We start from the raw sequence: 13,409 nt of genomic DNA, 5'->3' as shown, positions 1-13,409 counted from the left end.
TCACCCCCCACGCGCCGACCACACCCCACCCCACGCACCCGATCCTCCGTCGCGTGCTCGCGGCGCTCCCACCACCCCCAACGGTGCATGCTCTCGGGTTTCCAGGAGGCGGTCGGTAACCCGAGACGCAAAGGCCATCACAACTGGGGAATGCGGGCCGACGCACGCCTCGACGTGCGCGCCGAGGTGCAGTTGTGATGGCGTGCAGGTTCGCCCAAGGGGCGACTCGGGGCCCGGTGGCCCGACGGGACCAGGAGGCAATGAAGGCTGGGCCGGACCACGCGTCAACGCTGCGTGCGACCGCCTCAGCGCCAGGCGGCGATCAGGTCCTCGGGCGCGAAGGCCAGGACTCCCTTCGCGGTGCATCCGCTGCGGCTGACTGCGATCAGGGGGGTGTCGGCGGTGGCGCCGGGGAGTTGGGCCCGGTGGTTGATCAAGGTCGCCAGGTCGCGTGCGTCGAAAGGCTTCTTCTCCAGCCACTTGATCGATCCGACCATGGTGACCTTGTCTGCGACCGGTGCGCGGTCCGCGCCGATGATGTCGATCTCTGGGTTGTTGCTGCGGGTCCAGTAGCCGCCGATCACCTGGGTGTCCGCCGGGAGGCGGTCGTCGGCGATGCGCCAGAGGGCTTCTCGGATCACGGGTTCGATGGCGCGTCCACGCCAGGACGTCCAACCCCGCCGTACCGACTCGATCACGAGGTCGCCGCGGCCGCGCTCGATCGTTGGGATCGCCGCGCCGACGAAGGCGAGCCAGAAGCGCAGATACGAGTCGTCGACCCAGTAGCGCGTTTCCTTGCTGGGCTTGGTCGACAGGGGGCGTTCTGCTGCGACGACACGACGGCTGGTGAGCTCACCCAGCGCGCGCTGCAAGGAGGTGGCTTGAAGGCCGCCGGCGGCTCGGCCGATGGAGCTGAAGGTGCGTTCGCCACTCCCGATGGTCTGCAACACCTTCTGGGCTTGGGCTTCCGTGGGGAACTCCGCGGACAGCACGCGTTCGCCGCTGACCAGCAACGCGGATGTCGGTCGTCGTAACGCATGGTCGAGGTAGTCCCACACGCCGGCTCCGCGCGGCCATTCCTCCAGGATCAGCGGAAGTCCCCCGGACACGAGGAAGGCGTCGAAGGCGTCGGCCGGAGCCAGGTCGAGCATGGCGGCGACGTCGGCCGGGCTGAGCGGCGGGACAACCAGCTCGGTACCGCGCTGGTAGAACGGCCGGCCGTAGGTGTTGAGCCGTTCCATCATGGCGATGTCCGAGCCGATCAGGATCAGCAGCACCGGGAGCTTGGACAGCGTCCGATCGAACGCTTTCTGCAGTGCGCCTTCCACGGTGCTGTCTTCACGAATCAGGTAAGGCAACTCGTCGATGACCACGACGCTCGGCTGATCGGCCGGCAACGCAGCAGCCAGCACCCCGAACGCCGCATCCCAGGTCTGCGGCGCGGCGAATCCTGCAGCCCCGGCCGCACCAGGAAGCGACGAGATCGCGACCTCGTGGGCGAATCCGCTCAGGTCGTTCGCCGTCGATCCTCCGACAGCAGTGAAATAGACATGCGGTACGTCGGCCCGCTCCAGGAACTCCTCGACCAACCGCGATTTCCCGACCCGGCGCCGCCCACGAACCGACACAGCGCGCCCCGGCCGACCCACTCGCCCGCCATCGCGGACAGCCGTCAACAACTCCTCGAGGACCCCGAGCTCAGCCCGCCGCCCAACAAACCCGCTCACCAAGACCACCTGACCTATTAACTAACACCAAAGATACTATCTCCCATGATACTAACATCAGAGGCAGTCTTCGGCACTGTCCGACGAGGTCTGTACGTTGGCGGCATGTTGCGGACGTTGGCGGTGGAAAACTATCGGTCGTTGCGGCGGGTGGTGATGCCGTTGCGGGGGTTGAACGTGGTGACAGGGGCCAACGGGAGCGGGAAGTCGAGTTTGTACCGGGCTTTGCGGCTGCTGGCGGATGCTTCGCGGAATGGGGCGGTGGCGGCGTTGGCTCGGGAGGGTGGGCTGGGGTCGACGTTGTGGGCGGGGCCGGAGTTTGTGCGGACGGATCGGCCGGTGCAGGGGACGCGGCGGATGGGGCCGGTGACTTTGCGGATGGGGTTTGCGGCGGACGACTACGGCTATCTGATGGATCTTGGGTTGCCGATGCCGTCTGCTTCGATGTTTGCGAAGGATCCGGAGATCAAGCGGGAGTCGTTGTGGGCCGGGCCTTTTCTGCGGCCGGCGGCTTTGCTGGTGGAGCGGGTGAACAGTCAGGTGCGGATCCGGGGCGAGGGCGGTGGGTGGGATCGCGGCGGGCCGGAGTTGCAGACGTTCGACAGCATGTTGAGTCAGTTCGCGGATCCGCAGCGGGCACCGGAGTTGTTGCAGGTGCGGGAGCGGATGCGGTCGTGGCGGTTCTACGACCACTTGAGGACGGATGCGGACGCGCCGGCGCGGCAGGCGCAGGTGGGGACGCGGACGCCGGTGCTCGGGCCGGAGGGTGCGGATCTGGCCGCGGCGCTGCAGACGATCCAGGAGATCGGGTCGGCATCAGCGGTGGCGGAGGCTGTTGATCAGGCCTTTCCGGGGAGCAGCGTCGAGATCCTTAGCAACGCGGGCCGGTTCGAGCTGGCGTTCCACCAGCACGGGCTGCTGCGGCCGCTCCAAGGGGCGGAGCTGTCGGACGGGACGCTGCGATACCTGCTGTGGGTCGCGGCACTGCTGACACCGCGACCGCCGGAGTTGCTGGTGCTGAACGAGCCGGAGACGAGTCTGCACCCGGATCTGCTTCCTGCACTGGCGAATCTGGTCGTCACGGCCGCCAAAGAGACTCAGGTGATCGTGGTGACGCACTCCAGACCGTTCACCGCGTCACTTCAGGCACTCAACGACGACCTGCACACGATCGAGCTGGTCAAGGACCACGGTGCCACGACGATCGCCGGGCAAGGACCGCTCGACGAGCCACCCTGGAAGTGGCCGTCACGCTGACGGCCACATCCCCAAGAATCAGCGAACAACGTCGTACACAAGCTTCTGGATGCCGTTCGAGTACGACGCGTTGTCGACCAACTGCAGGCGCTGCTTGTCCTTGTCGCTCTCACTGAACAGGCGCTTGCCGGCGCCGAGCAGGACCGGGAAGACGAGCAGGCTGTAGCGGTCGATCAGGCCGGCGTCAGCGAGGTTGCGGTTCAGGGTGGCGCTGCCGTGGATGCTGATCGGGCCGCCCTCGGTCTCCTTCAGCGCGGCGACGTCGTCGAGGGACCGCAGGATGGTGGTCTCGCCCCAGTTGTCGACGAGGTCGGACTCCTGCAGGCTGCTCGAGACGACGTACTTCGGCATCGCGTTGTACCGCGGGAAGTCGGTGATCGACGGCCAGACCTTCGAGAACGACTCGTAGCTGACGCGACCGATCATCATCGCGGTCGCCTCGTCCTGCTCCTGGCCCTTCAGCTCGTACGCCGCCTCGTCGACCGCGATGTCCTTGAACGTCCAGCCGGAGTTCCGGTAGCCCGGCTCCCCGCCCGGCGCCTCGATCACGCCGTCGAGCGAAACGAACGCGGTGGTGATGAGAGTGCGCATCTGACTTCTCCTCCAAGAAGGTGGTTGCTGCTGACATCACAGCGTCGACCGGGGTCGCCCGAAGACGACATCACCATAATGTGACCCCGGTCACAGAGCTACTTGACGGACTCGAACCGCACCAGGACGACAGATCCGGCAGCCGACAGGAGGAAACCGACGAGAGCCAGCGGCCACCAACCCGCACGCACGGCATCGGACAGTACGACGACGCCGACGACCGCCGGGGTGATGGTCTGCAGCGCGATCATCGGCGTGGTGGCGAGCGTGACCGAGCCGCGTTGGAGGGCGAGCGAGTAGAGGATGAAGGCCAGCGCGCCACTCACCGGGAGCGTGTACGCCGTGGGGCTGCGAAGGAGCTCGCCGATCGAACCGTCCTGGAGCAGACGGGCGGAGATCGCGACCCCGGCGTACCCGAGTCCCGACAGCATGCCCAGCAGAGCCGTGGAGATCCCGTGCTGCGAGCGACTGGCCAGCGCACCGAGAACGGCGATCGCGACCAGCCCGACGATGACCCCGATGGTGAGCCCGTGGTGCTGAATGTTCGGTCCCGCGTCACCGGCGGACACCGCGAGCAGGCCGAGACCGACCACGACAGCAATCACCGCGGACCACTCGACGACGCTCAGCTGGTCCGACATCAGCCGGGTCGCGAGCAGCGCGGTGACGACGAGGCTGACCGCAATCCCGGCCTGGGCCAGGTAGAGCGGGAGCAGCCGGAGCGCGACGAAGTGCAGGCCGAAGCCGGCCAACTGGAGCGCCAGCGCGCCGAGGAACGCGGGCTGCCGGAGCAGCGCGACGACGAACCCGGCGAACTGCCGCGGGTCCAACTCGGACTGCGTCGGCACCTTGCGGGAGCCGACCGCCTGCAGGATCGCGGCGATACCGAACAGGACAGCGGCAGCCAGCGCTGCCCCGAGACCGAGTCCTAGGGTCAAGTCAGGCGACCTTGCGGCGCGGCACCCAGAACGTCAGATACAGACTGAGCGCCCCGTAGTACAGCAGGTAGGCGAGCGAGATCGCGACCACGATCGCGTTCGGGTTCGGCATCTGGGCCAGCAGTACGGCGTACGAGGCCATCCAGATCGCGGTCGTCAGCAGGTTCAGCGACCGGAACACCTTCGTCCGGGACGGGTAGACGTACTTGACCGGGACGAAGACCAGGATCGAGCAGATCACCAGGATCAGGCCGGTGGTGGTCGGGCTGAGGCCGAGGATCACCACATAGAAGGCGACCACGTTCCAGTAGCTGGGGAAGCCGAGGAAGAAGTGGTCGTCGGTCTTCGCATCGGTCCGGCAGAACTGGTAGCTCGAGGCAAGCAGCGGCAGCGCGGCCAGCACCGCGCCCCACCCGCCCGACGGTAGGTAGTGACCGGTCCAGAGCAGCACGATCGGTGCGAACGCATACGTCAGGTAGTCGACGATGTTGTCGAGCATCGCGCCGTCGAACCACGGGATGGTCTCCTTGACCCGCAGTTTGCGGGCGAGCATCCCGTCGGTGCCGTCGATGATCAGTGCGGCCAGCCCGAGCCAGAGGGCGCGAACGGCGTCGCCGTCGATGGCGGCGATGACGATCAGCAGCGCGAGCACGGTTCCGCTCGCGGTATAGGCGTGCAGCGCGAATCCGGCCAGACGCAACCGCGTCGACCCGACGAACGGCTCCCGCACCGCGTCGTGTGTGGTCAGGACGACTCCCAGAACTCAAACAGGCCCAGAATTCGGCGCAACGCGCCGCCGCCAGCGTCTCACAGAGCAGGTCCTGACCTACGCACCGGCTGTGCGCACACGCCGGATCGGGTGTGCGCACGCACGGGAACTACTCGACCGGCTCGAGCACGAAGAACGGCATCTTGCGGGTCGTCTTGGCCTTGTACTCCTCGTACGGCGGGTAGGCGGCGACCGCGATCGGCCACCACTCGTCGTACTCGGCGCCGTCGATCTCGCGGGCGACGTACTGCTTGGTGACGTCACCGTCCTGCAGGGTGAGGTTCGGGTCGGCCTTCAGGTTGTAGTACCAGACGGGGTTCTTCGGGGCGCCGCCGAGCGACGCGACCGCGACGTACACACCGTCCCGCTCGACCCGCATCAGCGGGACCTTGCGGATCTTGCCGGACTTGGCGCCGCGCATGGTCAGCAGGACGACCTTCAGGCCCATGATGTCGACGGCGTCGGTGGTACCGGCCTCGGCGACCTTGTCTACCTGCTCGCGGACCCAGTCGGAGGTGCTCGGGGCGTATTCGTCGTTGGTGGTCATGTCACCCATGATAATGGTGACGCATCATCATCCACAATGACCGCGCGCCATCACGGCGCGCAGGACTGCAGCTGGGTGGCAGTGGCGATCGTCGCCTCGACCCAGCGGCGGCGCAGGAAGTGCGCCTTCAGCAACCGGTGGACGCCGTCCAGCACGACCAGCCGGCCGCGGTAGGCGACCAGGTTGATCGGGAGCTCCAGGTCGGCGTCCATCACCCGCTGGTAGTGCGGGCGGTAGTTCATCGGCGTCTCGGCGACCTGGTTCGGCGTCACCTTGAAGCGTTCGCCGTCGAGGTGCCACAACGGCAGGTCGAACATCCAGACCAGGTCCGCGACCTCGATCGGTTCGACCTTGAGGTCGAGCGCCCACAGCTTCTCGAGCTGCCATCGGGTCGGCGGGAAGACTGCGCGCAGCTCGTCCGGCATCGACGCGACCAGCTCGTCGAACGAGACGTCCGGCGCACTCCGATCAGCAGCATCCATCACGACGGAGCAGGCTACGCCATCGCCAGGTTAGGAATGCTCGAGCCGGTGGATGATCACGATCGCCGAGTCGTCCCCCGGTCCCCCGGCCGCGGCGACCAGCTCGGCCGCGCCGCCCCGAAATCCCTGTGCCACCAGGCGTTCCGCGGCCCCGGCGAGCCGGTCGGTACCGCGCCCGATGTCGCGCCGCGGCGTCTCGACCATGCCGTCGCTGTACAGGAACAGCGCGTCGCCCGGCTTCAGCTGGCCGTGGTTCGGCGCGAACTCCGGTGCTTCCATCAGCCCGAGCAACGGCCCGTCCGCGTCCCGCGTCTGCCACCGCCCCGACCAGGCGTCGAACTGAATCGCCGGCGGATGCCCGGCGGTCCGCACGCAGAACTGTCCGGTGGTCAGCTCGACCGCGACATGGACGACGGTCGCGAAGTCGTCCTCCCAGTCCTGCCGCCGCAGATAGCGGTTGGCGGCCGGGAGGAAGTCGTCGACCGGTACGACGCCGAGCAGTCCGCCGAAGGCACCGGAGAGCAGCAGCGCCCGTGTCCCCGCATCGACTCCCTTGCCCGAGACATCGACCAGCGCGACCTCCAGTACGTCGTCCCGTTGGGTCGACACCACGAAGTCGCCGGAGAACTTCGACTTACCCGCCGACTGGATCGCGACCTCGGCCCGCCACCCACTCGGCAGTGGCGGTAACTCGCCCTGAGCGGTGAGGGTGTCGCGCAACTCCATCAGCATCGACTCACCACGGGTGCCGGGGACGCCGAGCTGATTGCGAACCTTCGCGCCCGCGATGACGATCCAGCCGATCGCACCGATCACCAGCAGGAACCCGGTCATCGGAACCGGCGCCTGCCGGGACACGAGCACGAACGACGCGATCATCAACGTCACCAGCGTGAAGACGACCAGTTGCCGGAAGCCCAGAACCAAGCCACCCAGCAACAACGGGATGACCAGCGCAGAGGCCGGAACGTGCGTTGGCCACGCCGCACTGGCGATCGCGAACACGACTGACAACGAGAGCAACGCGAAGAAGGCGAGCGGGTGCAACCGACGCGCGCGTCTGACCACCGCGACGACCAAGCGGCCGACTCGTCGTACTACAGCGCGTCCGCCACTCCTGATCATGGTGTGAAGAAGATAACGGCACTCCTTGGTCCGCGCATCAAAAAACTTGATAACTGTTCAGACTTACTTTCTGGTGAGCCCGGTGCGCTGGCACTTCGGGCACCAGAAAAGGTTGCGCTGGGCCAGGATCTCGGTGCGGATCACCGAGTGACAGACATGGCAGCGCTGCCCCTGCCGGCGGTAGACGTAGACCTCGCCGCCGTGATCGTCCTGGCGTGGGTCGCGGCCCATCGCCTCGGGTGTGTGGTCGTCGGCAACAGTGTCGATGCGGCCGGTCTCGACGCCGTACTTCATCAGCTCGAGCAGGTCGTCCCACATGCCCTGCCACTCGCGCTTCTTGACCCGGTTGCCGCGGGTCATCGGGTGCAGCTTGGCGCGGAAGAGCACCTCGGCGCGGTAGACGTTGCCGACGCCGCTCAACACCTCCTGGTCCATCAGCAGCTGCCCGATCGGCTGCTTGCTGCGATGGATCCGCTTCCAGGCGAGCTCCGGGTCGGCGTCGTCGCGCAGCGGGTCCGGACCGAGCCGTCCGATCAGCACCTCGCGTTCGCCGTCGGTCAGCACCTCACAAACGGCCGCACCGCGCAGATCGGCGTACGACGTCTCGTTCTGCAGCCGCAGGCGGACCTGGCCGACCGGTTCGGGGACCGGGGCCGCCCCGAAGTCGACCTTGCCGATCAGACCGAGGTGGATGTGCAGCCAGCCCGCTCCCTCGAAGTCGGCGAGGAAGTGCTTGCCGTGGGCCTCTGTCTGCCGCAGCACGTGCCCGTCGAGCAGTGCGGCGCCGTCGACGAACCGTCCCTGCGGACTGCTCGCCCGGACCGGCCGGCCGCCGAACGCGTCCCAGACGTCGTTCGCCAGCCGGTGCAGAGTGTGGCCTTCAGGCATGATTCCTCTTATGGGGATTGCAGGTGGTACGCCGAAGGGCCGGTCCGGACCGGCCACACCGGCCGTGGTCGGCATCGGCCGGTCGATGCGGGCCCGCGACGTCTCCCGGCCACGAGAGCCGTTCAAACGCCGCGGGGTCAAGCCTCCGGAGGATCAGGATCAGGAGAGCGGCGGCAACTCGCCCGTCGACTCGTAAGCACTCAGCATGTCGATCCGCCGGGTGTGCCGCGCCTCGCCGGAGTAGTCGGTGGCCAGGAACGTCTCCACGAACCCGACCGCCTCTTCGGTCGAGTGCATCCGCGCCCCGACGCTGACCACGTTGGCGTTGTTGTGCTCACGCCCCAGCTTGGCGGTGTCGGTGCTCCAGGCCAGCACGGCCCGCACGCCCTTCACCTTGTTCGCCGCGATCTGCTCCCCGTTGCCGGAGCCGCCGATCACCACACCCAGGCTGCCCGGGTCCGCCACCACTCCGGCACCGGCCCGCAGACAGTACGGCGGGTAGTCGTCCACCGCGTCGTACACGGCGGGACCGTGGTCGACGACGTCGTGGCCAGCAGCGGTGAGGTGCTGGACCAGGTGATTCTTGAGCTCGAAGCCGGCATGGTCAGAGCCGATGTGCACTCGCATGAGCTGCAATCTACTGATACACCGGAACGCCTGGCAGCTTGGGTGCACCGGACCCGACGTACACGGTGGTCACGTAGCCGCCGTACTTGGGCAGATAGGCCCACCAGTCGCTGGAGCGCGGCGGTACGTCGATGAGCTCACCCTGCTTCTGACCACTGACCAGAACCTCGACTCCGGCCGGCAGCATGCCCAGGATCCCGCAGGAGGTGTTCGGGGCCGTCCGGACCCGCACTCCCTCCCCGGTCGTGGCCAGCCAGCTCCCACTGGTCCGCACCCCGCCCGGAACGATCAGCGACCGGGTCAACCGGGTCACATCGGTGTATGCCTTCCCGTACTGCGTCCCCCGCGGATGCAGTGTGTAGACCGACACGATGCAGCGGTCGTCCTTGCCGACGGTGCCGGTGGTGTGCAAGGCGTCGCTGACGAGGTCGAGGCTGGCCACCGGCTTGGCGCGGTCGCTGCTGTAGCCACTCGAGCCGAGGAAGCCGGACCAGCCCTGCTTGATGCTGAAATCAGGATCGAATACCGAGGCGATCCCGAAGAACTGATCGAAGCCGTCGGTGCCGTACCTGGTCGGCTCGTGCAGCAGGTCCATCACCAGGTTCCGGACCGGCGCCGGCGCGTGATCCAGGATGTATCGATAGATCCGGACGGTGTCCGCGGCAGTGATCGCGACGTAGCCCCAGAAGCCCGGATGGGTAGGCGGCGGGCCGTCGGTGTGAGTCAGCCCGAGTCGCCGCACCATCCGCTCGACGATGGCCGCGCCACCGTTGTGATCCCAGTAGTAACTGGCTGCATCGTCGTCACTACTGCGCAGCATTACCTCTAAACGCGCCCGGTCCGCCGCCTCGACGGTGTACGTCGGCCCGAGTTCCCACAGCAGGTCCAGGACGATCAGGAGCTTCACCACCGAGGCGGAGCGAAACCGATGGTCGGCGTTGGACTGCTGCACGAACCGCCCGGTGTGCCGGTCGAACACGGCGATGCCGGCGGTCACACCGGCGGGGACGACATCGAGCTCGGTGCGCTCGTCACGTAACGTCATGTGATACCTACTCACCACTTGAAGAATTCCCGTTGGTGAGCAACCTTCACCGGCACGGGCAGCTCAGTTCAACCCTTGAACCCCAGACCGAATCTTTCCGGCCGGGCCTTAGATCAAACCTTCAGTCGAAGATCGGGTCGCGGTCGCGGCTGCGCTTGATCTCGAAGAATCCGTCGGTGCCGGCCACCAGCAGGACGCCGTCCCACAACTTGCCCGCCGCCTCGCCCTTCGGCGCCGGCGTCACGACCGGTCCGAAGAACGCGGTGCCCGCGACCGAGATGACCGGCGTACCGACCTCCATCCCGACCTGGTCCATCCCGGCGTGATGCGACTTGCGCAGCGCCTCGTCGTACCGGCTGTCGCCGAAGGCCTCGATCAGTGACGGCGGCAGACCGGCTTCGGCGAGCGCCTCGGGCAGGACCTGCTCGTCCTTGGTGCCGCGGCCGTCGTTGTGGATCCGGCGGCCGAGTGCGGTGTAGAGCGGCAGCAGCACCTCGTTGCCGTGCGCCTGCTCGGCGGCGATCAGGACCCGGACGTAGCCGAGTTTGCGGTGCCAGTTGGCGTCGTGTTCGTCACGTTCCTCGTTCAGTACGGCGAGGCTCATCACATGCCAGGTCGTGGTCACGTCGCGGACCTGCTCGACCTCGAGCATCCAGCGGGACGTCATCCAGGCCCAGGGGCAGGCCGGGTCGAACCAGAAATCGGCGGAAGCAGTCATGTGCTCGATCATACAAAATTGAAAGATCAGAGGTACCGGCTTGGTATCCATCGATGGATGTCGCGGGGAAACCCGCATCCAACGGAAGCGTCAGGTGCATAGGATGCCGATATGCCTGGAACCAACCTGACGCGCGATGAGGCGCGTACCCGTGCCGGTGTGGTCAGCGATGTCAGCTACGCCATCGAGCTGGATCTGACCAACGCCCCGAGTGGAGCGCCGACCTTCCCGTCCGTGACCACGATCACCTTCACCGCGACCGACGGCGCGAGCACGTTCGCCGATCTGATCGCGGACAAGGTCCGTGAGGTCACGCTGAACGGCACCTCCCTCGACCCGGACACGGTGTACGACGGCGCTCGCATCCAGCTCGACGGTCTCGCGGCCGCGAACGAGCTGCGCGTGGTCGCGGACTGCCTGTACTCGCGGACCGGTGAAGGGCTGCACCGCTCGGTCGATCCGGCCGACAAGGAGACCTACCTCTACACCCAGTTCGAGGTGCCGGACGCCCGCCGGGTGTTCACCACTTTCGAGCAGCCGAACCTCAAGGCCCCTTTCACTTTCACCGTCTCCGCCCCGGCCCGCTGGGTCGTCATCTCCAACTCCCCCACCCCCGAGCCGACGCCGTACGCCGGTCCGAGCGGCGAGGAGCTCGCGCGCTGGGAGTTCCCGCCGACCGAGCGGATGTCGACGTACATCACCGCTGTGGTAGCCGGCCCGTACCACGTGGTCACCGACGCCTACGAAGGCCCGCATGGCACCTACCCGCTGTCGCTGCTGTGCCGTCCGTCGCTCAAGGACTCACTCGACACCGAGGACCTGTTCGAGGTGACCAAGCAGGGCTTCGCGCTCTTCGAGGAGGCCTTCGGGACGCCGTACCCGTTCCACAAGTACGACCAGGCGTTCGTGCCGGAGTACAACATGGGCGCGATGGAGAACGCGGGCTGCGTGACCCTTCGCGACGAGTACATCTTCCGCAGCCGCACCACGCACGCGGAGCTCGAGAGCCGCGCCAACACCGTGCTGCACGAGCTGGCCCACATGTGGTTCGGCGACCTGGTCACGATGACCTGGTGGGACGACCTGTGGCTGAACGAGTCGTTCGCCGAGTGGGCCTCGCACTGGGCGCAGGCGACGGCCACCACCAAGTACGCCGGTGCCTGGACGACGTTCTGCAACGCCCGCAAGAACTGGGCGTACCGGCAGGACCAGCTGCCCTCGACGCACCCGATCGCGGCCGACATGGTCGACTTCCACGCGGTCGAGGTGAACTTCGACGGCATCACCTACGCCAAGGGCGCCTCCACCCTGCGGCAGCTGGTCGCGTTCGTCGGTGAGGACACCTTCATCACCGCCCTGAAGGAGTACTTCGCCGATCACGCGTTCGGCAACACCGAGCTGACCGACCTGCTCAAGCCGCTCGAGAAGGCCTCCGGCCGCGACCTCGACGACTGGACCGAGCGCTGGCTGCGGACCGCCGGCGTGAACACGCTGCAGGCGGACTTCGGCGTCGACGCGGACGGCAAGTTCACGTCGTTCGCGATCGAGCAGACCGCTGCCGCGGAGTATCCCGTACTGCGTCCGCACCGGCTGGCCGTCGGTCTGTACCGGCGTACCGACGAGGGCCTGGTCCGCACCGAGCGGTTCGAGGTGGACATCGACGGCGCCCGCACTGAGCTGGCCGAGCTCGTCGGCGCCACGCAGCCGGACCTCGTGCTGCTGAACGACGACGACCTCACCTACGCGAAGATCCGGCTCGACGAGCGCTCGCGGGCCACTCTGGTCGAGTCCATCGACCAGCTGTCGGAGTCGCTGCCCCGAGCACTCGCCTGGGGTGCGGCCTGGGACATGACCCGGGACGCCGAGATGCCGGCCAGCCAGTACGTCGACATCGTGCTGCGCGGGATTCGCGCCGAGAGCGACCTGACCGGCGTCCGGTCGCTGCTCTCGCAGGTGACCAGCGCCATCAACCTGTACGCCGCACCGGACAAGCGGGACGCCTTGCGGATCCAGTTCGAGGAGGCCCTGCTGGGTCTCGTCAACGACGCCGAAGCCGGTAGCGATCACCAGCTCGCGTTCGTCCGGGCCTACACCAGCGCGGTCTTCTCCGAGGCCGGTGCGGACCGGCTGGTCGCGTGGCTCGACGACCGGGAGCTGCCCGCCGACCTGGTCGTCGACACCGACCTGCGCTGGACGCTGATCGTCGCACTGTCCCGGCTAGGCCGGATCGGCGCCGACGAGATCGACGACGAGCTGACCCGCGACACCACCATCACCGGTGGCGAGCGGGCCGCCCAGGCCCGCGCTGCGCGGCCGACCGCCGAGGCCAAGGAAGAGGCGTGGCGGATCGCGGTCGAGTCCGGAGACACTCCGAACGAGACGCAGTTCCGGACCATCCTCGGCTTCCAGCAGCCCGGCCAGGAGGACCTGCTCCGCCCGTACGTCGGGAAGTACCTGAGCGCGGCCAAGGACGTCTACACCCGGCTCGGCTCGTCCATGGGCGAGAACGTGCTGGTCTACCTGTCGCCGCGCAACCTGGCCGAGCAGCCGACGCTGGACGCGCTCACCGACTGGCTGGCCGCAGAGTCGACGGCGGTCGACGCACCGACCCGGCGCTACGTCTCCGAGGCCCAGGCCGACCTCACTCGGGCGATCGCCGCACAGGTCCGAGACGCGAGCTAGGGAGACAGCGTGC

The 13,409-nt window shown here is 67.4% G+C and carries 14 protein-coding genes; 3 read left to right on the top strand and 11 right to left on the bottom strand.

All coding sequences use genetic code 11. The features are described 5' to 3' along the window. Positions 1-305 precede the first annotated feature (305 nt). A complete protein-coding gene (locus ACFTSF_RS26860; protein ID WP_380156603.1) occupies positions 306-1,727 on the bottom strand; it encodes an ATP-binding protein in 1,422 nt (473 codons plus the stop codon). Between the two features lie 105 nt (positions 1,728-1,832). Between ACFTSF_RS26860 and ACFTSF_RS26855 the strand changes: the two genes are divergently transcribed. After that, positions 1,833-2,984, top strand: a complete 1,152-nt coding sequence (locus tag ACFTSF_RS26855) for an AAA family ATPase (RefSeq protein WP_380156602.1) — start codon at positions 1,833-1,835, stop codon at positions 2,982-2,984. An 18-nt stretch (positions 2,985-3,002) separates the two neighbouring features. Here ACFTSF_RS26855 and ACFTSF_RS26850 read toward each other — a convergent pair whose 3' ends face one another. The 7 genes from ACFTSF_RS26850 to ACFTSF_RS26820 form a co-directional block, all read right to left on the bottom strand. Beyond that, positions 3,003-3,575, bottom strand: coding sequence for a dihydrofolate reductase family protein (locus ACFTSF_RS26850; protein WP_380156600.1), 573 nt, complete (start codon positions 3,573-3,575; stop codon positions 3,003-3,005). Between the two features lie 98 nt (positions 3,576-3,673). Next, positions 3,674-4,513 carry a hypothetical protein gene (locus ACFTSF_RS26845; RefSeq protein WP_380156598.1) on the bottom strand — a complete coding sequence of 280 codons (840 nt, stop codon included), beginning with the start codon at positions 4,511-4,513 and terminating at the stop codon, positions 3,674-3,676. A gap of 1 nt (position 4,514) precedes the next feature. Further along, positions 4,515-5,243 (bottom strand): CDP-alcohol phosphatidyltransferase family protein, encoded by a 729-nt coding sequence (locus tag ACFTSF_RS26840; RefSeq protein ID WP_344148912.1) that lies wholly within the window; start codon positions 5,241-5,243, stop codon positions 4,515-4,517. A gap of 148 nt (positions 5,244-5,391) precedes the next feature. Next, positions 5,392-5,829: a nitroreductase family deazaflavin-dependent oxidoreductase gene (locus ACFTSF_RS26835; protein WP_344148909.1), complete on the bottom strand. Its 438-nt coding sequence runs from the start codon at positions 5,827-5,829 to the stop codon at positions 5,392-5,394. Between the two features lie 50 nt (positions 5,830-5,879). Beyond that, the gene (locus ACFTSF_RS26830; protein WP_344149275.1) at positions 5,880-6,311 is read right to left on the bottom strand and encodes a hypothetical protein; all 432 of its coding nucleotides are present in this window, start codon (positions 6,309-6,311) and stop codon (positions 5,880-5,882) included. 30 nt (positions 6,312-6,341) lie between these two features. Beyond that, positions 6,342-7,436, bottom strand: coding sequence for a PP2C family protein-serine/threonine phosphatase (locus ACFTSF_RS26825; RefSeq protein ID WP_380156597.1), 1,095 nt, complete (start codon positions 7,434-7,436; stop codon positions 6,342-6,344). 63 nt (positions 7,437-7,499) lie between these two features. Further along, complete coding sequence (locus ACFTSF_RS26820; protein ID WP_380156595.1) at positions 7,500-8,324, bottom strand: Fpg/Nei family DNA glycosylase; 825 nt, start codon at positions 8,322-8,324, stop codon at positions 7,500-7,502. A 10-nt stretch (positions 8,325-8,334) separates the two neighbouring features. On the opposite strand from ACFTSF_RS26820, the gene ACFTSF_RS26815 reads away from it, so the two are divergent. Then, a complete protein-coding gene (locus tag ACFTSF_RS26815) occupies positions 8,335-8,520 on the top strand; it encodes a hypothetical protein (protein ID WP_344148900.1) in 186 nt (61 codons plus the stop codon). On the opposite strand, the gene ACFTSF_RS26810 is transcribed toward ACFTSF_RS26815, so the two are convergent. The 3 genes from ACFTSF_RS26810 to ACFTSF_RS26800 form a co-directional block, all read right to left on the bottom strand. Next, positions 8,484-8,951 carry a ribose-5-phosphate isomerase gene (locus ACFTSF_RS26810; RefSeq protein ID WP_344148897.1) on the bottom strand — a complete coding sequence of 156 codons (468 nt, stop codon included), beginning with the start codon at positions 8,949-8,951 and terminating at the stop codon, positions 8,484-8,486. The two genes, ACFTSF_RS26815 and ACFTSF_RS26810, sit on opposite strands and share 37 nt — an antisense overlap. 10 nt (positions 8,952-8,961) lie before the next feature. Further along, entirely contained in the window at positions 8,962-9,996 is a 1,035-nt protein-coding gene (locus tag ACFTSF_RS26805) for a hypothetical protein (protein WP_380156593.1), read from the bottom strand. A gap of 121 nt (positions 9,997-10,117) precedes the next feature. Next, positions 10,118-10,714, bottom strand: a complete 597-nt coding sequence (locus ACFTSF_RS26800; RefSeq protein WP_380156591.1) for a DsbA family protein — start codon at positions 10,712-10,714, stop codon at positions 10,118-10,120. Positions 10,715-10,825: 111 nt separating this feature from the next. On the opposite strand from ACFTSF_RS26800, the gene pepN reads away from it, so the two are divergent. Further along, on the top strand, positions 10,826-13,396 hold the full coding sequence (pepN, locus tag ACFTSF_RS26795) for an aminopeptidase N (RefSeq protein WP_380156590.1): 2,571 nt from the start codon (positions 10,826-10,828) through the stop codon (positions 13,394-13,396). Positions 13,397-13,409 lie beyond the last annotated feature (13 nt).

It is taken from the genome of Kribbella sp. NPDC056951 (genome assembly GCF_042674205.1).
Lineage (GTDB): Bacteria > Actinomycetota > Actinomycetes > Propionibacteriales > Kribbellaceae > Kribbella > Kribbella yunnanensis.
This window is presented reverse-complemented; position numbering and strand designations above follow the sequence as displayed.

Excerpts from the sequence above, each read along its gene's own strand:
- ACFTSF_RS26820 (WP_380156595.1), bottom strand. The coding sequence starts at position 8,324 with ATGCCTGAAGGCCACACTCTGCACCGGCTGGCGAACGACGTCTGGGAC.
- pepN (WP_380156590.1), top strand. The coding sequence starts at position 10,826 with ATGCCTGGAACCAACCTGACGCGCGATGAGGCGCGTACCCGTGCCGGT.
- ACFTSF_RS26800 (WP_380156591.1), bottom strand. The coding sequence starts at position 10,714 with ATGACTGCTTCCGCCGATTTCTGGTTCGACCCGGCCTGCCCCTGGGCC.
- ACFTSF_RS26825 (WP_380156597.1), bottom strand. The coding sequence starts at position 7,436 with ATGATCAGGAGTGGCGGACGCGCTGTAGTACGACGAGTCGGCCGCTTG.
- ACFTSF_RS26810 (WP_344148897.1), bottom strand. The coding sequence starts at position 8,951 with ATGCGAGTGCACATCGGCTCTGACCATGCCGGCTTCGAGCTCAAGAAT.
- ACFTSF_RS26855 (WP_380156602.1), top strand. The coding sequence starts at position 1,833 with ATGTTGCGGACGTTGGCGGTGGAAAACTATCGGTCGTTGCGGCGGGTG.
- ACFTSF_RS26850 (WP_380156600.1), bottom strand. The coding sequence starts at position 3,575 with ATGCGCACTCTCATCACCACCGCGTTCGTTTCGCTCGACGGCGTGATC.
- ACFTSF_RS26805 (WP_380156593.1), bottom strand. The coding sequence starts at position 9,996 with ATGACGTTACGTGACGAGCGCACCGAGCTCGATGTCGTCCCCGCCGGT.
- ACFTSF_RS26815 (WP_344148900.1), top strand. The coding sequence starts at position 8,335 with ATGGGGATTGCAGGTGGTACGCCGAAGGGCCGGTCCGGACCGGCCACA.
- ACFTSF_RS26830 (WP_344149275.1), bottom strand. The coding sequence starts at position 6,311 with ATGGATGCTGCTGATCGGAGTGCGCCGGACGTCTCGTTCGACGAGCTG.
- ACFTSF_RS26835 (WP_344148909.1), bottom strand. The coding sequence starts at position 5,829 with ATGACCACCAACGACGAATACGCCCCGAGCACCTCCGACTGGGTCCGC.